Raw genomic sequence first — 16,832 nt, 5'->3', positions numbered from 1 at the left:
TGCTGAAACGGCGTTATGCTTTACGATTCTAACCGCTCCCCCGGGCCGGCGATATACCCGGCCTGCAGACGCGCGAGTCTTGCAAACGGACCCCCGCACTCCTAGAGAGGCTTGAGACGAATGCGATGCCGTCCGACTTTAGCGCCTGGATCCAGATAGTGATTATGACCATCTTTCAGCCCCCAGTGCAGGCAATCCTGATCACAGTGGTCAGACACCCCGTCTACTTTTCCCCAGACTGCGCCTGCCTGCAGCCGGGTTCCCGCCGGCAAAGAGCTCTTGGCTGGCTCATAGGTGGAGGTCAGTTTGCCGTGACGAATGGAGACCACGTCCTTGCCTGCTACAGAACCGGCAAACGTGATGACACCGTCTGCTGGGGCCCGGATGGGCCTGCCTTGTTGCACTGCCAGATCGATCCCGCGATGACCGCTCAGCCACGGATGATCCGGAGGATCGAAGGGACGCATAACCTGCGGAACAGCCTTGTCGCCAGACAAAGGTTCAAGGGGCCACAGCCAGCCCCGGCGGCAGGCAGAGGTCGATGAGGTAACTCGATCATTCTGCGCCGGAGCTGCAGCCGAAGGCAGGGTCGGCGCAGGCTGAGCCGCGACGGTTGCCGTAGGTCCCGCGGCCGACAGAACCAAGGCCAGCGTCAATGCCAGCAGGGTCCTGGGGAACCAGGGAGGCCGACAGCCGGAAGGCATGTCAGGCATCCGGCCGGTAACCCTCTGGATACCCTTCTTCTTATGGTCACGCGCACAGGCCATAATCGCACCTTCATTCCGTCATCACGGATGCCCGATTGGGCGTCCACCATCATGATGGACTTAATGCCAAAGCCTTGCCGACTAATAGGAGGCATGTGGTCGAATATGGAGTCGTCCACACTCAGATGGATCGTCAAAACACGCTACTCGAGAGTCCTCGAAAGGATTCCCAGCCAAGATGCCTTCTTGCCCTCTAAGCCAAATGAATGAGCGTCCAAGAGATGGGAGGCAGTTGAAGGTTGATGACATTTTCTTCCATCTTGAAGTCTTGTCTGGCGTGCATGACGACCTGTTCCTGATGTTCAAGGGTGTTGCGAGCCGACGGGTCATCTTCGTGCAGGGTGCTGACCGCCACCTTCCGATGTCGATCCTGTTCAGGCAGCACGATGCTAAAATCAACGGCACGCTCAAGACTACGGTTGACCGCAAATATGCTTAGGGAACCGTCGGCACCTCTAACGGCCACAGAATCAGTCATGGGCACCTGACCATAGCGAGAGGTCTCATAGGTGTCGCCGCTTTGCACGCTCTTGAGTACACGGGCACCCCGCGCATAACGGGCAGTCAGGGCGAAGGGATAGAAAATGGTCTGCCTCCAGGCCGGGCCGCCGGGCTCGGTCATGATGGGGGCAATGACGTTGACCAGCTGGGCCAGGCTGGCCGCATGAACGACGTCAGCATGCCTGAGCAAAGTGATCAGCAGGTCACCCACCACCACGGCATCTGCCACCGAATAGACATCCTCCAAGAGCGGCGCGCCTAGAGGCCAATTGCCGATGCCTTCGGGCGATTTGCTGGCCCTTTCATCCTGGTACCAGACATTCCACTCATCGAAGGAGATGAAAACCTGATGATCACTGCCCAGCCGGGCACGCGAGGCGGCGATGATGGCCGCCACATCAGTGATGAAACTGTCCATGTCCACACCGGAAGCCAGAAAGCTGCCCATGTCTCCATCCTTGGGCGCGTAATAGGCATGGCATGAGAGGAAGTTCACATTTTCGAAGCAGCGCTCCAGGACGGTACGCTCCCAGAGGCCGAAAGTGGGCATGGTGTGCGAAGAAGATCCGCATACGACCAAATCCAAGCCCGGATCGATCATCCGCATGGCCACAGCCGTCCGGTTGGCCAGATCGGCGTATTCCTGTGCACTCTTGTGGCCGATCTGCCAGTCGCCGTCCATTTCGTTGCCCAGGCACCACATCCTGATGTCGAAGGGACGATCATGGCCGTTGGCACGCCGCCGTTCCGACAACTCGGTACCAGATGGCACATTGCAGTATTCGAGCAGGTCCAAGGCCTCCTGCATGCCCCTGGTGCCTAGGTTGACGGCTTCCATGAGCTCGTTGCCACCCAGCTTGTCCAGCCAATCGCTCATCTCATGCAGGCCGAACTCGTTGTTTTCGCTGGAGTGCCAGGCCAAGTCGAGACGACGAGGAGGCTTTCGCGCGGACCCACCCCATCTTCCCAGCGATAGCCTGAGACGAAGTTGCCGCCCGGGTATCGGATGGTGGTCACGCCCAATTCCTTGACCAAATTCATGACGTCACCGCGAAAACCCTGCTCGTCTGCTGTCGGATGCCCCGGCTCATAGATGCCCGAATAGATGCCCCGGCCCAAGTGTTCCACGAAAGATCCGAAGAGTCGATCGTCAATGGACGTGGACTCCTGCTCCTCATCCACATTGAACTGTGCCCTGCTCCTGCGAGTTTGCTGCCCTTGCGTCACTGTCTGACTCCCTCGTTCTGACTTTGTCGTCCATACTTCTCGTCCATGTTGGAACTATGGATCATCTGAATGGTACAACGTTGTGTATTCTGCAAAGCACTCAGCTACAGCTTTGCGCAATCTCGAAAAGGGACAGCCCCGTGTCGGACGAACGGCTGCCTAATCATTCATTTTGAACAGCAATTCAATCAAATGATCATTCTGATATCTGTACATACAGCAACCAAGAGCGCTTGGGGCAATGGGTCTTGCATTCGTTGTATTGATCGCACAATACAAATAAAAAAAACCGCCGGAGAACCGGCGGCTGAGAGCTCCCGCAGCTGGGCTTGAACCAGCGACATTTCGATTAACAGTCGAACGCTCTGCCAACTGAGCTATGCGGGAATGTCCCGTTCAACTCTCGCTGAACACAATTACCATACTATAGTCAGGACTCTCGTATACGACAACTTGGCGTGTCGATCACATGAGAATCCTGTCCATGGGCATGGCCGAATCGATGGAGAAGTCAGGAGCAGAGGGGGGCAGTCCGGCCTGGACCAGGTTGACGCCCAGCATGGCCACCATGGCGCCGTTGTCCGTGCACAGATTGATCTTCGGAATGCGGACCTTGACGCCCTCCTGGTCGCCGAACTCCTGGAGCTTGCCGCGCAGCTGCGAGTTGGCTGAGAACCCGCCGCCGACAATCAGGGTATCCGTATCGAACCTGTGACAGGCGGCCATGGCCTTGCGGGATAGAACGGTGGCCACGGAACCAGCCAGGGAGGCACAGACATCATCCACGGGAATGTCGAGCCCGGCCTGCTGTCTGCGTTCGACCCATCGAGCCACGGCCGTCTTGACTCCGGAGAAGCTGAAGTCATAGGGATGCTCGGCTCCGGCCCGGCCCTTGGTCAGCCCCTGGGGCACGGCGATGGCATGAGGATCGCCCAGACGGGCGTGGCGGTCGATGTGGGGGCCGCCCGGATAGGGGAAGCCGAGCAGACGGGCGATCTTGTCGAAGCACTCCCCTGCCGCGTCGTCCAGGGTGGTGCCCACCACTTGGACCGATCGCGCCAGATCATCCACATGCAGCAGTGAGGTGTGGCCGCCGGAGACGATCAGAGCCAGGGCATTCTGAGGGAAAGGGCCGAATTGGAGCTGGGTGACCGCTATGTGTCCTATGACGTGGTTGATGCCATACAAGGGCTTTTTCGCCGCCCAAGCCAGCGCCTTGGCACCGGAAACGCCTACAGCCAGGCATCCAGCCAGTCCAGGACCAGCCGAGACCGCTATGGCATCCACTTGGGACAGGTCCATATCCGCATCCTTCAGGGCCTTGGAGACGACCGGCACAAAGGACTCAGCGTGTGCCCGCGAGGCGATCTCGGGTATGACGCCGCCGTAGCGGGCGTGCTCGTTCATGGAGGATGCGACCACGTTGGACAGCAGCCGGTTGCCCTGGACCAGGGCGGCAGCGGTCTCGTCGCAGGTGGATTCGATACCCAGCACCAGGGGCTCACTCATGATCAATGATCCTTTCCTGTCCCTCCGAAAGCTTGTTGCTGACAAAACCCACCGGACCCGGTCCAACCGAGCTTAAAGGTCTGGTCATAGCCCAGGCGTCAACATCCTCAGGCTGATAGTAGCCCTTGCATAGACCCGTCTGTGAGAAGCCGAAGTCCTTGTAGAGGTCAATGGCCGCAGGGTTGTCTACGCGGACCTTCAGGTTCATGCGTTGCAGACCCTTGCGATCGGCTCCGGTAATTATCCTGGCCAGCAGAGATCCTGCAATGCCGCGATGCCGGGCTTCCGGCAGCACCCCGAGGGTCATCAGCTCGGCATCCCTTTCGCCTGACCAATAGCCTCCGTAGCCCAGTATGGCACCCTGGTCTTCCCATACCAGGTAGGTGCGTGAAGGCGCAGCCAACTCGAACCGCAGCTCCTGCTGGCTCCAGGCCTGGTCGCCGAAGACGCGCGACTCCAGATCGACCAACCGGTCCAGGTCCTCCAAGACCGCCCCGCGAATCATGATTGGACTGCCACATGCTTAAGCGGATTGGGCACCGAGACGTCCGGACGGCGAAGATACAGGGGCTCCACCGGGTCGATCAGCCCATGCTGGGCACGTATGCTAGCGCAAGCAGCCATCAGGCCTGTCCCCCGTGTCCGATCCTCCAGGAAGGATCCTTCGTCCAGCATCACCCGTATATCGGAATGCTGATCCAGACGCTCCCACTGGTCGGCATAGCGGCCGGCTCCATGGCCGCTAATGACCAGAGCGACAGGACCCTGATCCACCGACTCCCGCTCTTCCGCGATGGCCGCGATCTTCTCACCGATAGCCGCCGGATAGTCGATGCCCATTTCGGTCAGCGGCCGGGCCGGAGCCTCGGCGCCACCGAAGTCGTCAAAGAGACGGTAATAGAGCTGCCGCCGCCGAGCATCGTTGACAGCCAGGACCAGAAGCCGTGCATGGTCTTGGCCCTGCCGTTTGAACCTGCTGTAGGCATAGCGGGCCTGCGGCTCCAGGATGTCCTGTCCCAGCAGACAGGCACCCGTGGCGAACGCCAGGGCTTTGGCGGTGACGATGCCTGCCCGCAGACCGGTGAAAGGCGCAGGCCCCAGTCCCACCACGATGGTCCGCAGATCGTCTGCAGACAGCCCAGCCTGATCCATAACCTTGGCGATATTGACCTGGAGGCGTTCTACGTGCGAGCGCGAGTCGGTCTCGATGCACGGCTCACGCCCTGGCAGCCCCACAGTCGAGCCATAGGAGGTATCGATCACCAAAAGGGACGTATCGGTCCCGCTCATGCCGTCATCGCCTTTCTCAGCTGATCCATTCTCTTGGCCCATGACGGACCCACTCCACGCAGACGTACCATACGCTGACCCTGGGAGCTGGGTGGCGCCTCAGGATCTTCCCGGGGATCCACGTGCCGGTCGATGGTCACTTCCAGACGTTGATCGGCCAGGGCAGTGGCCATCTGCTCGCCCCATTCCATCAGAATGATGGTCCTTTGGCCCGGATCTTCCAATTCCTCATCCAGACCAAGGGACTCCAGCTCGTCCAGGAGCCGATCCACGGCATCCTCGCCAGGAAGATAGCCCTGTCCGCCCAGCCGGTAGGCATCCACGTGGATCAGGGTAACCGGTAGGCCGTCGGACAGGTGGCCATGCAGTTCTCTTGCGATGGTGAACGTGGGCGAGACCACAGGACCGTCCACTCCGAGTCCGTCGCCCAGTCCCTGGGCCAGCGTGGTCTTGCCCGCTCCCAGAGGCCCGGACAGGAGGATCACGTCCCCGCCTTGCAGACACGAGGCTAGGTTTCTGCCCAGGCCTTGCATGTCCTCGCCTGTGGGCACAGCCAGTTCAAATCCGTCCTGTTGCCCGGCACTGTCCTGCAAGCTCATGCCCGTATCCTTCCCTTGGCGGCGATCAGCTCGACTGCCCGTTCCAGCGCATAGCGGGCGTCGCCGCTGCTGGTCTTGCTGATCTCATCAGCCTGGGCCAAGGCCTCGATGCAGGCCGCCAGGCCGGAGGAGGTCCATCCATGCAGCTGTCTCTTGGCCTCCCGCAACTGCCAGTAAGCGGCCTTGGCCTCGGCTGTGGTAATGGATCCCGACTCGATGGCCGCCTCCTTGCCAAGCGTCCGCAGCTTCAAGGCCAGTACGCCGATCAAGGAGACTGGTTCGTTGCCCTGCTCCAGGGCGGTACGCAGAGCGACGACGGCTTGGGCCGGCCTGCCGGCAAGGGCCCTGTCCGCCACAGCGAATCCGGATACAGCCGGGTTATCGGTCAGATAATCGTTGACGATCTCCAGGGTCATGGGATCCTGGTCAAAATCGAAGCAGAGCTGGGAGCACATGGCAGCCAGTTCCGGAGTGCGCTCGCCCAGGACGTCCACCAGACGCTGGGCCGCCCGTGGCTGGATGCGGCGCTGATGGGCTTTGAAACGCCCATAGACGAAGTCGACCTTGTCGTCGAACTTCTTCAGATCCGGCATCCGCTCCGTGACCGCTCCGGCTCGCGCCATTTGGTCCAGAAGCCTGCGACCCCGGTTGCCCCCGTCATGACGTGCGATGACGATGCTGGATTCGGCTCCTGCGGTCTCACGGCAGAAATCGATCAAGGCCTGGCTCAGGGCTTCATCAGCCGCCTGCAGATCATCCAGACAAACCACAGCCGTCTGACTGAGCAGGGAGGGTCCGACCGCTTCCTGAAAGGCGTAAGCGTCGCAGTCGGCCGCGTCCAGCTCGATGTATTCGCTGTCCGGATGGGCGGCGCATGCCTGCGCGCACAGCTCCTTGAAACGCTGAGCGTTGAGGAAGGGATCGCCGCCGACCACCAGATGGACGGAAGGGTTCTCCTGCTGAGCTTTGGTCATGACTCAAATCTCCCTTCATCGCTGGACATTACCCTCGGTCATTTTTTGAAGACCAGCTGGGCTAGAAGGCCATAGGTCTGCCGTAGCCAGCCCTTGATGGACACCCAAGCCGACGGCCGGAAGGGAACCCCCGAATTCGCCGCTGCCGCAGCCGGCCATGAATGAACCCGCCCCCGGGCACGGATGAATCGAATCAGCCGATGATCGATCATAGCCATGAGACCCAGACCAACCAGGCAGGCACTACCGACCGGTCCCGGCGGCCAAGCCGCCGGAGCAGCTGCCTCGCCTAGCCACGTGGCGGCAAAAGCCATGACTCCCGTACCCAGGGAGGTCAGTCGGGCCAGCAACAGACCCACTGGAGGCCAGAGCCAGGAGGTGAGCAGTGCCAGCAGACCGGTCACTGTGGCAGCGTCGACCACAGGAGTGACCAGCAGGTTGGCCAGTGGAGCCAGGAGAGGCAACCCAGGACTCATCAGCACCTGCACGGGCAGCGTCCCGGCCTGAGCGCACAGGGTCGTGGCCAATGGACGTGCCAGAAATGCCGGAAGATGATCTTCAAGGAGGGCCGCCAACCGCCGGTTGCCCAGGCCGATGCCCAGCACGGCTCCACAGGAGAGCGCGAAGCCGAAGCTGGCAGCCATGGAAGGTCGCAGGATCAGGACCAGCAGGACGCACCAGGACAGCGTGTTCAATGACTGGGCAGGCCGGCAGGCAGCCAGAGCCCACGCCGAAAGAAGCCCCATGGTCTGAGCGCGCAAGACTGAATCCCCGGGGACCATCAGCATGCCCAGACCCAGATAGGCGGCAGACAGAACCAAGGCCATCAGCAAAGGCGGCGAGCGCAGGGCTCGCATGATCCTCACCAGCAGCGAGGCCAGGATCATGAAGTGCCCGCCGGAGACAGCCATCAGGTGCAGGATGCCCGATGCCCTGAAGTCCTGGGTCAGACGGGTTGTATAGGCGGGCTCCACTGCCGGTCTGCCCAGGGAGCCATCCGACCCAGGCAGGGCCTGGTTGCCCAGGATGCCCATGGTCAAACCTGGCACCAGGATCCGTCCCTGATCGTCCAGTCTGCTGGTCTGTTCGAGAAAGGCCCTTTGCATACGGGCGATCAACCGTCTACAAGGGCCTGGCGGCTCGACTTGTTTCGTGCCGTCTTCCACAGCCAACCAAGGAATAGGACGGCCGTAGGCAGAGGGCTCCAACAGGCCTCTCGCACGATACTGCCCTCCCTGTTGCAGCAGGCATGACCGGCTGCGGGCGAAGAACATGATGCGCTCATCGGAAGGCATGCGCACTCCGGCCACAGTCACCCATTGCAGTCTGATCTCCGCCTGACAGTCCCAGCCTCGCCGAGAGGATGCACTCATAGGGCCCACAGCCCGGCCACGAATCTCGGCCAGCGCTTTGCCCTGACGTATCTGCCGGGCTGCCGGCCCGCTGCGCGCTGACTCATGACCGACTGCGGCGGCCAATGATGCAGTCAGAGCCACCGCAGCCAAGACAGCCAAGGTCGGCAGTTTCCGAGGACCAAACCAAGTGGATGCCAAGGTCGGCACGGTGGGGATACACGGAGACTCACAACCTTGGGGCAGGCGGTTTCGTGGGCATGAGCGAGAGGGGTGACGCAATACCTGACCCTTGCAATCGGAGTTCTCTGCAGCGACCAAGCAAACGAGTTTGAACGCAAGCAGGACCATAGCTATGAGTAATGGAAGCGCCAAGACAAGCGGCATCAACCAGACCGACATGCCCGTGCCCCCACCAGCTATGCCACCTCTGGACTCCCCTGCCGTCTTGGACCAGCCGCCGCTTTTGGCTGACCCGGCCACGGATCCGCCCATGCTCCGGTCCAGAAGCCACGGGACAAGCAGGGCAACCGCCCAGGCCAGACAAGCAGCGGGGAGCATACGAAGATTGCGATTGCCGTTTGCCCGATCAGCAGCAGGACGATCTCTTGCCCGGCCGGCCATCATTGCGCCACCAGATATGGGCGTAATCGGGCCAGGGTCTTGGCACCGATGCCGGGGACATCCAGCAGCTGATCGACCGAGGCGTAGCGACCGCCGATAGCACGCCGATGCTCCAGTATTTTTGTTGCCGTGACCGGTCCAATCCCCTTGACGTTCTCCAGATCCGCTTGGCTGGCGCTATTGAGATTCACGCGTCCGGTCTGATCCGCTGTTCCCGCGGATGCATCGGAGACCGGAGCAGCAGAGGCATTGTCTGCCCTTTCGCCATCCTGAGCGGAATCTGATGCCGCATTGGTATGTTCGCTGCCTTCGTCGCCATGGGTGTTCCGGCTACTATCGCTTCCTGAGCGGTGCTTGCTGCGGTGTGCAGCACTGTGGGCATCGCCGTTTGCCTGAGTCGATGACATGCCCCCGGATCCGTCGACTGCTGCTCCTGCAGCCAGCGCCCGTTCCTGCTGGGCCAGCAGGGTCAGGCTGACCGCAAGGGCAACCACCAGAACAAGAATGGCTGTCAAGGCCTGAAGCGGCGTAAACGACCAGACGGGCCGATCACGTCGAATCTGTGATTCGGCCATGTCTTCAGCCGATCGCTCCGACCGACTTGACTGATTCAGGGCCAGAGCCTGCAGGGGCGGCGCCGGCGGCTGGGTGATGTTGATGCTCATGGGCCCAGCCTGGCATGAAAAAGCCCCCCGATATGAGGTCGAGGGGCTATGTGGTCGAAGGTCATCGCCTGTCCACAGCCTGGCTGCGGGCAGTGCAGGATCAGGCTGGCACGACCGAAACGATCTTGGGCGCCTTGACGATGACCTTTCTCGGCTCCTTGCCGCCCAGCCGCTCCTGAACGGCAGGCAGCGCCAGGGCCATGGCCTTGAGCTGGTCAGGCGCGATGTCGGGGCTGACCTGCAACTTGCCGCGGATCTTGCCCTTGATCTGGACCACGGCGGTGACGGTGTCCTCGCCAAGATAGCGATCATCCCAGGTCGGCCACTGGGCATGCGCCAGGGATTCCTTGTGACCCAGACGGCTCCACAGCTCTTCGCAGATGTGGGGGGCGATGGGCGAAAGCATGAGCACCAGTGGCTCGATGGCTGCCCTAGGCGTCGGATTCAACCCGGTCAGATGGTTGTTGAGCACGATCATCCTGGCGATGGCTGTGTTGGGCCGCATGGCCTCCATCTCCACGGTCACGTCGTGGATGGTGGTGTTGAGCAATTTCAGGGTCTTCTGGTCGGGCTCGCCCTCATCCAGGACCACCTCGCCAGTCTGCTCGTTCACCACATTGCGCCAGAGCCGCTGCAGGAAGCGCATGCCGCCCACCACGTTGCGCGTGTTCCAGGGCCGGGACTCGTCCAGGGGTCCCATGCTCATCTCGTAGAGGCGGAAGGTGTCGGCCCCGTAGGTACGGTACATGTCGTCCGGAGTGATGATGTTCTTGAGGCTCTTGCCCATCTTGCCGAACTCGCGGTTGACCGGCTTCCCCTGCCAGGTGTAGCTGACCTTGCCGCCCTCCTCGTGCTCCTCCACCTCGGCGGCGGGCACATACTGGCCGCGCTGGTCCGTGTAGGCGTAGGCCTGGATCATCCCCTGGTTGAAGAGCTTGTGGAAGGGCTCCTTGGAAGAGACGTATCCCAGATCATAGAGGACCTTGTGCCAGAAGCGGGCATAGAGCAGGTGCAGAACCGCGTGCTCCACACCGCCCACATAGAGATCGACACCGCCTGACTCCCCGGCCGTAGCGTTGTGCTTGGGCCCCAGCCAGTAGGCGTATTCCTCCGGATCGACCATGTGCCGGTCGTCCTTGGGGTCGATGTAGCGCATGTAGTACCAGCAGGAGCCTGCCCAGTTGGGCATGGTGTTGGTGTCCCTGTGGTAGACCTTGGGTCCGTCGCCCAGGTCCAGGGTCACGTTCACCCAGTCCTGGTTGCGGCTCAGCGGTGCCTCGGGGCTGGACTGGGCATCCTCGGGGTCGAAGGTCTTGGGCGAGTAATCGGGCACGTCCGGCAGGGCCACCGGCAGCTGGTCGTCGGGCAGCAGGTGGGGCAGACCCTGGTCGTCATAGACCACCGGGAAGGGCTCGCCCCAGTAGCGCTGACGGGAGAAGAGCCAGTCGCGCAGCCGGTAGGAGACCGTCCCATGACCGACTCCCGCCGACTCCAGCCATTCAGTGACCTTCTCAATGGCCTGGTCAACCCGCAGGCCGTCCAGGCTGAGCGGGTCGCCAACGGCCTGAGTGGCATGGACCGAAGAGTTGACCACAATGCCGTCGTGGGAGACGAAAGGCGCCTTGCCCCGATAGTCGTCCAAGGTCTGTCCGGAATCGGCCAGCGGGCTGACCGTATAGACGACGGGCAGACCGTACTTGACGGCGAAGTCGTAATCGCGCTGATCACCGCCAGGCACAGCCATGATGGCCCCCGTGCCATAGTCCATCAGCACGTAGTCGGCGGTGAAAATGGGCAGCTTGTCCCCCGTGATGGGGTTGAGAGCGTACAGCCCGGTAAACAGGCCGGTCTTGGCCCCGCCTTCGTCCACGCGATCCTTGGCGGTCTTGGCCTCGGCGGCCCTGCGATAGGCCTGCACGCCCTCCGCGGGATTGGCATAGCCGCCCTTCCACTGTTCAGGCACATCCTCAGGCCACTCCTGTGGCAGATGCTGCAGCAGGTCGTGCTCGGGAGAGACCACGGCGAAGGTGGCGCCGAAAAGCGTGTCGGGACGGGTGGTGTAGACCTCCATGGTCTGGTTCCCGTCGGGGCTGGGCACGGTGAACTCCACCGAGGCTCCGTGCGACTCCCCGATCCAGTTGCGCTGCATGAGCTTGACCTTTTCGGGCCAGTCCAGAATGTCCAGATCCTCCAGAAGCCGGTGGCCGTAGGCGGTGATGCGCATGGACCACTGCTTGAGCTCACGCTGGTAGACCGGGTAGTTGCCCCGCTCGGACCGCCCCTCGGCGGTCACCTCCTCGTTGGCCAGGACCGTGCCCAGTCCGGGGCACCAGTTGACCGGCGAGCGCGAGATGTAGGCCAGACGGAAGTCGTTGAGCACCTCGGAGCGCTCGGTCTCATCCAGGTCCTCCCATGAGGCGTCGGCATGGCCCGGGATGGGCCTGCTCCCGGACTTGAAGGCTTCGACCAGCTCGCTGATGGGCCTGGCCGAGCCCGTCCCCCCGTCGGCACGGCGGTAGTCGGGGTCGTACCAGGACTCGTAGATGCGCGAGAAGATCCACTGGGTCCAGCGCACGTAGTCCGTATCGATGGTGGCGAAGGAGCGGCGGTCGTCGAAGCTGAGCCCCAGCCGGTGCAGCTGCCAGCGCATGTTGGCGATGTTCTGCTCGGTGGTGACCCGGGGATGCTGGCCGGTCTGGACCGCATACTGCTCGGCGGGCAGTCCGAAGGCATCGTAGCCCATGGCGTGCAGGACGTTCTCGCCCTTCATCCGGTGGTAACGGCTGACCACGTCGGTGGCGATGTAGCCCAGGGGGTGGCCCACATGCAGGCCCTTGCCCGAGGGATAGGGAAACATGTCGATGACGAAGTAGGGACTGCGGCCCCCAGCATGATCGCCCTGGGCATCGGTCAAGTCGCCCTTGGTGTTGGCTGCCCAGAAGGTGCCCTCCTTGTCCCAGCGCTTCTGCCAGTGCTCCTCGATGGTCTGCGCCATGGCGGCATCGTAGCGGAACTTGGGCTGATCGGATTCCTGGGTCTGCTGATGATCCCTGTCTTCATTCGCGTTCATATGGTGAATTATCGCCATTCACATGGACACGGCCTAGCCAGTGTCCAGCATCCGTCATCCTGGCGGAAGCCTTGCTCAGCGATCGCCGGGCCGCAGGGTGCGGGCGGCGGCATCAATGGAATAGCCGATGGACCTGGAGGCCCGGCCCAGGGCGGCCTTGAAGGACCCGTCCCGCATCATCCTCTTCAGGGCCTGGTCGATGACGCCCACCAGCTCCGGATCCCCGTGGGGCACGCCGATGCCGTAATGTTCGTTGGAGAAGGGCTTGCCGACCAGACGCAGCTGGCCGCCGCCGCGAACATGAGCCAGGCCGGCCAAGGCAAAATCGTCGCCGCTGGCGGCATCCGTGTCCCCGCTGAGCAGGGCCGTGACGCACTCGGGGAACTCCTCCCGCTCCTGGACCTGGGCCTGGGGTGCCAGCGAGCGCACCAGGGCCCCGGAGGTGGATCCCGCTGCCACGCAGACCCGCTTCTGGGCCAGATCCTCCACCCCGGCGATGTCATTCTGTGTTCGACGAACCAGCAGGTCCTGCCCTGCAGCCAGGTAGGGTCCGGCGAAATCCACCAGCTTCTGCCGTTCCTGGGTGATGGAGTAGCCGGCCACGACCATGTCCACCTGGCCTTGTTCGAGCATGCGCTCGCGGTCTGCAGGCTTCACCTGGCGGAAGACGATCTGCGACTCGGCGTATCCCAGCTCGTGGACCACGTACTGGGCCACATCCACATCCAGACCCCGGTACTGGCCGGACTGGGCGAATCCAAGCCCGGGCTGGTCGAAGGAGATGCCCACGCTGATCTTGGGCCCGATGGAACCCGCCCGGTAGCGATCCTCCTGACGGCCGCACCCGCTCAGGGGCACCGCCAGAACCAGTGCCGCAAGAGCCGCCGCAATCCTGCGTGCAAACATGATCGACACCTACTTGAACATTCTCGAGCGCGTCAGGAACCAGGTCACCAAGGCGGTCACCAGACCCGAAAGAATCACCACGACCGCGAAGCCCCAGGGCTTGTCGGTGAAGGGCATGCCGAACATGCCCTGGTTGAAGTTCATGCCATACATGGAGAAGATCAGCGTGGGCACCGACAGGCTGATGGAGATGATGGTGAAGATCCTCATCACATTGTTGACGTTGTTGGAGACGATGGAAGCGAAGGCATCAGTCATGTTCGAAAGCACGCTTGAGTAGATGTTGGCCATCTCAATGGCCTGCTTGTTCTCCGTGATCACGTCGCCCAGAAGGTCCTCGTCGTCCGGGTAGCGCTTGATCCGCTCCAGCCCGGTCAGCTTCTCCAGGACGATCTCGTTGGACTTGAGGCTGGTGGCGAAGTAGACCAAGGTCTTGTTGAGCTCCAGCAGCATAAGAATTTCGCGGTTCTGCATGGAGTGGCGCAGCTTGAGCTCCAGCCGGTCCGACTCGCGGTCGATGATGCGCAGGTAGCGCAGGTAGAGGGTGGCGTTGCGGTAGAGGATCTGCAGGATGAAGCGGGACTTCATGAAGGTGTTGAAACCCCGGATGGTGCCCTCCATAAAGGGATGAAGCAGGACGGTGTCCTGCATGCAGACGGTGACGATCAGATCCTCGGTGACGATGATGGACAGAGGGATGGTCTCGTAGTAGTCCCGGCCGTCGCGTTCCTCAGCCCGGGGAATGTCGACGATGACCATGGTGTACTCGTCCTCAACGTCCACACGCGAGCGCTCCTCATCGTCCAGGGGGGCACGCAGGTCAGCCAGGTCGATACCGGTGGTCTGGGAGACGTTGGCCAGCTCGACATCGGTGGGCGCCGATAAGCATATCCATGAGCCCTTGGAAGCCTTGCCGATCTGCTCGATCTGCCCGTTCATGGTGCTGAATACTCTCATCATCGCCATCACCGCCTCTCGTGCTCGAACCTGGCCGACGTTTCTGGCCGAACCGATAGTAGCAGACAACCAGTTACCGCCGTGTTCAATTCCGCAGGGTAGTCCCCGGTCATCCCCGCCATGGCCGCAGGACGGCGGGTTGGATTTTGGAGGCGTCGAAGCGAAAATGCCCGGTGATGGGACGGTGGCCTGGCGAGCCCAGGTAGTCGTTCTCCCTGTCGCGCTGGCCCATGTTGTGCAGAAGCAGGGGAATGCCACGGCTGTCCCTTCTATCGGAGGCCATGCCGATGTGCCAGGAGGTGTCGAAGATGACGATGTCGCCCTGCTGCCACTGGTCGGTGGTCGCAGTGTCGTTGGTCAGACGCTGGGCATGCCGGGACAGGAATACGCCGAGGACGTTGGTCCGCCTGAAGTCGATGTTCGGATCCGGGCTGTTGATCACTCCGGCATAGGCCCCAGGAGACGAGGCGATATCGGCATCGACCATGGTCTTCAGATCGTAGCCGGCCTGCCGGAAGGCCCTCCAGATCTCGTCGGTGCAGGCGCCGCGGTCATCGGGAGGATAGCCGCCCTGGTAGTAGCCGCTGTCATAATGAGGATGGCGGCGGGCCTCCTGATGGGCTCCACGCACCATGGCCGTGTAGTCATCCACGCCGTCATGGTTGTAGTCTACAGGCGAGGTCAGAGGCGAATGGGCCGCGGTCTGCTCTGGAGAATATCCAGGAGGGCCGTGAGAAGCGGTCCTGGGGCCGTTTGCGGAGGAGTTTTGATTGTCTGAATGGCGAGCAGGCCCGACGCCCACCAGCCTGCCAGCCAGGGCCAAGGAGCCCGCCACAATCAATGCAAGCGCCAGCAGGACAGCCGCCCACCGCAGAACCACTGTCCGCCGCTGGCTGCGGCCGCCGCGGTTTCGCTCTGTAGACACAGCGGTCACCTCATCCGGTTGCGCAGGGGCCTGCCATCCATGAACCGATGAAGGTTATCCAGGCAGATTTCCCGAACCTTGTCCATGTTGGAGGGCAGGTAGGCTCCCCCGGCCACATGCGGGGTGAGCAGGCAGCGTGGTTGCCTCCAGAGCGGGTGGTCTTCAGGCAGGGGCTCCGGTTCAGTCACATCCAGCCCTGCACCGAAAATGCCGTCCTTATCCAGGGCTTGGGCCAGAGCCATGCAGTCCACGGCATCTCCCCTGCCCGCGTTGATCAGCACGGCGGTGGACTTCATCAATGCAAGACGATGGTCATCGATGATGTGCCGGGTCTGCGGCGTTGAAGGCAGGGCCAGAGCCACTACATCCATCTCAGGCAGCAGGGCATCCAGATCGTCAAAACCAGCCAGACGGTCGAACCCCTCCACCGGCTGGTCGGGATGGCGCCTGATGCCGATGGTCCGAGCGCCTACGGCCTTGGCCAGACGAGCGAAGGAGGCTCCGATATCCCCTGTGCCTAAAACCAGGACCTGGCAGCCATGCGGCGAAAGGACGGGCCCGCGAGGTTCCCAACGGCCCAAACGCTGATTGTCCCGGTAGGCCGGCAGGTCCTTCATCAGAGCCCACATCATGGCGAACATGTGCTCGGAGACCGACTGCCCGTAAGCGCCTGAGGCACTGGTCAACATGGCGCCCGGAGGCAGAACCCCCGGTTTCATGTAGGCATCCACACCCGCGCTGCTGGTCTGCAGCCAGACCAGGTTACGGCAGGCAACCACCTGCTCGGCCGGCGGATTACCCAAAATGATCGTGGCCTCCGATCGGAGGGATTCAGGGACATCGATGAGCCAATGCATGCTCTGCCGCATGTCCGTGTCGACAATGAACTCCTGACGAACGCCTGGAGCCGCCTGGAGGAATTCCTGTCGTTCACTCTGGTCCAAGGGCAGACAGTTGATGATGAGCTGGTCCCCAGGATGGTTCTCGTTCCGCTTTTCAACCCGCACTTCGGCATCGTTTTTGCCGGTCATGGTCCGCCGCCTTTCCGTTGCTGCCGACCCCCTTGGTCGCCCCTTGTTCATCATGCTAGCGCACTTGCAAGCTCAGGAATGACTCAAGACCATTCGAGGATAAAATCCATCAATTAGCTCACAATCCCTGCAATTCCGGGGCAACACACTGAGTTGCTCCATTTGCCAATCCCGGTGTACTATAAGCAAGGCTTCACCAAGCAAGGCAAGCACGGGGCTATGGCGCAGCTGGTAGCGCGTCTCCATGGCATGGAGAAGGTCGGGGGTTCGAATCCCCCTAGCTCCACAGATAGGATCCCGAGGTCACCTCGGGATCTTTTTATATTCATTGGGCTTGCAAACGCCAGATCGGGCCTATAGGAACTAAACGCGTTGTTTTAGGTTCTGTGTGTGGGTTTGGTTGTGTGTTGGTCAGAGTGTGGTGTTGGGGTATCT

The 16,832-nt window shown here is 61.8% G+C and carries 13 protein-coding genes, 2 tRNA genes and 1 pseudogene; 1 reads left to right on the top strand and 15 read right to left on the bottom strand.

Annotated features, from left to right (window positions below; genetic code table 11):
- Positions 1-101: 101 nt before the first annotated feature.
- The 15 genes and pseudogenes from FPK30_RS07135 to FPK30_RS07065 form a co-directional block, all read right to left on the bottom strand.
- Positions 102-767, bottom strand: a complete 666-nt coding sequence (locus FPK30_RS07135) for a M23 family metallopeptidase (RefSeq protein WP_144085910.1) — start codon at positions 765-767, stop codon at positions 102-104.
- A 193-nt stretch (positions 768-960) separates the two neighbouring features.
- Positions 961-2,495, bottom strand: a pseudogene (arfA, locus tag FPK30_RS07130) (arabinosylfuranosidase ArfA).
- 314 nt (positions 2,496-2,809) lie between these two features.
- Positions 2,810-2,882: transfer RNA gene (locus FPK30_RS07125), tRNA-Asn, on the bottom strand.
- A gap of 78 nt (positions 2,883-2,960) precedes the next feature.
- Positions 2,961-4,004 (bottom strand): tRNA (adenosine(37)-N6)-threonylcarbamoyltransferase complex transferase subunit TsaD, encoded by a 1,044-nt coding sequence (gene tsaD / locus FPK30_RS07120; RefSeq protein WP_144085909.1) that lies wholly within the window; start codon positions 4,002-4,004, stop codon positions 2,961-2,963.
- Positions 3,997-4,509 carry a ribosomal protein S18-alanine N-acetyltransferase gene (gene rimI / locus FPK30_RS07115; RefSeq protein ID WP_144085908.1) on the bottom strand — a complete coding sequence of 171 codons (513 nt, stop codon included), beginning with the start codon at positions 4,507-4,509 and terminating at the stop codon, positions 3,997-3,999. The genes tsaD and rimI overlap by 8 nt, the downstream gene beginning before the upstream one ends.
- Positions 4,506-5,294: a tRNA (adenosine(37)-N6)-threonylcarbamoyltransferase complex dimerization subunit type 1 TsaB gene (gene tsaB / locus FPK30_RS07110; RefSeq protein WP_144085907.1), complete on the bottom strand. Its 789-nt coding sequence runs from the start codon at positions 5,292-5,294 to the stop codon at positions 4,506-4,508. Before tsaB ends, rimI begins: the two co-directional genes overlap by 4 nt.
- The gene (tsaE, locus tag FPK30_RS07105) at positions 5,291-5,893 is read right to left on the bottom strand and encodes a tRNA (adenosine(37)-N6)-threonylcarbamoyltransferase complex ATPase subunit type 1 TsaE (protein WP_144085906.1); all 603 of its coding nucleotides are present in this window, start codon (positions 5,891-5,893) and stop codon (positions 5,291-5,293) included. The genes tsaB and tsaE overlap by 4 nt, the downstream gene beginning before the upstream one ends.
- Entirely contained in the window at positions 5,890-6,867 is a 978-nt protein-coding gene (gene holA / locus FPK30_RS07100) for a DNA polymerase III subunit delta (protein WP_144085905.1), read from the bottom strand. Before holA ends, tsaE begins: the two co-directional genes overlap by 4 nt.
- 38 nt (positions 6,868-6,905) lie before the next feature.
- Positions 6,906-8,381, bottom strand: coding sequence for a ComEC/Rec2 family competence protein (locus FPK30_RS07095; RefSeq protein ID WP_186279441.1), 1,476 nt, complete (start codon positions 8,379-8,381; stop codon positions 6,906-6,908).
- A gap of 461 nt (positions 8,382-8,842) precedes the next feature.
- On the bottom strand, positions 8,843-9,508 hold the full coding sequence (locus FPK30_RS07090) for a ComEA family DNA-binding protein (RefSeq protein ID WP_144085903.1): 666 nt from the start codon (positions 9,506-9,508) through the stop codon (positions 8,843-8,845).
- A gap of 100 nt (positions 9,509-9,608) precedes the next feature.
- The gene (gene leuS / locus FPK30_RS07085; RefSeq protein ID WP_144085902.1) at positions 9,609-12,578 is read right to left on the bottom strand and encodes a leucine--tRNA ligase; all 2,970 of its coding nucleotides are present in this window, start codon (positions 12,576-12,578) and stop codon (positions 9,609-9,611) included.
- A 75-nt stretch (positions 12,579-12,653) separates the two neighbouring features.
- Positions 12,654-13,484 carry a glutamate ABC transporter substrate-binding protein gene (locus FPK30_RS07080; RefSeq protein WP_144085901.1) on the bottom strand — a complete coding sequence of 277 codons (831 nt, stop codon included), beginning with the start codon at positions 13,482-13,484 and terminating at the stop codon, positions 12,654-12,656.
- Between the two features lie 9 nt (positions 13,485-13,493).
- Entirely contained in the window at positions 13,494-14,444 is a 951-nt protein-coding gene (locus tag FPK30_RS07075; RefSeq protein WP_024627661.1) for a magnesium transporter CorA family protein, read from the bottom strand.
- Between the two features lie 106 nt (positions 14,445-14,550).
- A complete protein-coding gene (locus FPK30_RS07070) occupies positions 14,551-15,366 on the bottom strand; it encodes a DUF1287 domain-containing protein (protein ID WP_029676252.1) in 816 nt (271 codons plus the stop codon).
- A 5-nt stretch (positions 15,367-15,371) separates the two neighbouring features.
- Positions 15,372-16,397 carry a D-2-hydroxyacid dehydrogenase gene (locus tag FPK30_RS07065; protein ID WP_144085900.1) on the bottom strand — a complete coding sequence of 342 codons (1,026 nt, stop codon included), beginning with the start codon at positions 16,395-16,397 and terminating at the stop codon, positions 15,372-15,374.
- 213 nt (positions 16,398-16,610) lie between these two features.
- Between FPK30_RS07065 and FPK30_RS07060 the strand changes: the two genes are divergently transcribed.
- Positions 16,611-16,683 (top strand) — tRNA-Ala (locus tag FPK30_RS07060).
- Positions 16,684-16,832 lie beyond the last annotated feature (149 nt).

The organism is Bifidobacterium apousia (genome assembly GCF_007559275.1).
Taxonomy (GTDB): domain Bacteria; phylum Actinomycetota; class Actinomycetes; order Actinomycetales; family Bifidobacteriaceae; genus Bombiscardovia; species Bombiscardovia apousia.
This window is presented reverse-complemented; position numbering and strand designations above follow the sequence as displayed.

Excerpts from the sequence above, each read along its gene's own strand:
- tsaD (WP_144085909.1), bottom strand. The coding sequence starts at position 4,004 with ATGAGTGAGCCCCTGGTGCTGGGTATCGAATCCACCTGCGACGAGACC.
- FPK30_RS07135 (WP_144085910.1), bottom strand. The coding sequence starts at position 767 with ATGGCCTGTGCGCGTGACCATAAGAAGAAGGGTATCCAGAGGGTTACC.
- tsaB (WP_144085907.1), bottom strand. The coding sequence starts at position 5,294 with ATGAGCGGGACCGATACGTCCCTTTTGGTGATCGATACCTCCTATGGC.
- FPK30_RS07075 (WP_024627661.1), bottom strand. The coding sequence starts at position 14,444 with ATGATGAGAGTATTCAGCACCATGAACGGGCAGATCGAGCAGATCGGC.
- FPK30_RS07065 (WP_144085900.1), bottom strand. The coding sequence starts at position 16,397 with ATGACCGGCAAAAACGATGCCGAAGTGCGGGTTGAAAAGCGGAACGAG.
- tsaE (WP_144085906.1), bottom strand. The coding sequence starts at position 5,893 with ATGAGCTTGCAGGACAGTGCCGGGCAACAGGACGGATTTGAACTGGCT.
- FPK30_RS07080 (WP_144085901.1), bottom strand. The coding sequence starts at position 13,484 with ATGTTTGCACGCAGGATTGCGGCGGCTCTTGCGGCACTGGTTCTGGCG.
- holA (WP_144085905.1), bottom strand. The coding sequence starts at position 6,867 with ATGACCAAAGCTCAGCAGGAGAACCCTTCCGTCCATCTGGTGGTCGGC.
- rimI (WP_144085908.1), bottom strand. The coding sequence starts at position 4,509 with ATGATTCGCGGGGCGGTCTTGGAGGACCTGGACCGGTTGGTCGATCTG.
- leuS (WP_144085902.1), bottom strand. The coding sequence starts at position 12,578 with ATGAACGCGAATGAAGACAGGGATCATCAGCAGACCCAGGAATCCGAT.
- FPK30_RS07090 (WP_144085903.1), bottom strand. The coding sequence starts at position 9,508 with ATGAGCATCAACATCACCCAGCCGCCGGCGCCGCCCCTGCAGGCTCTG.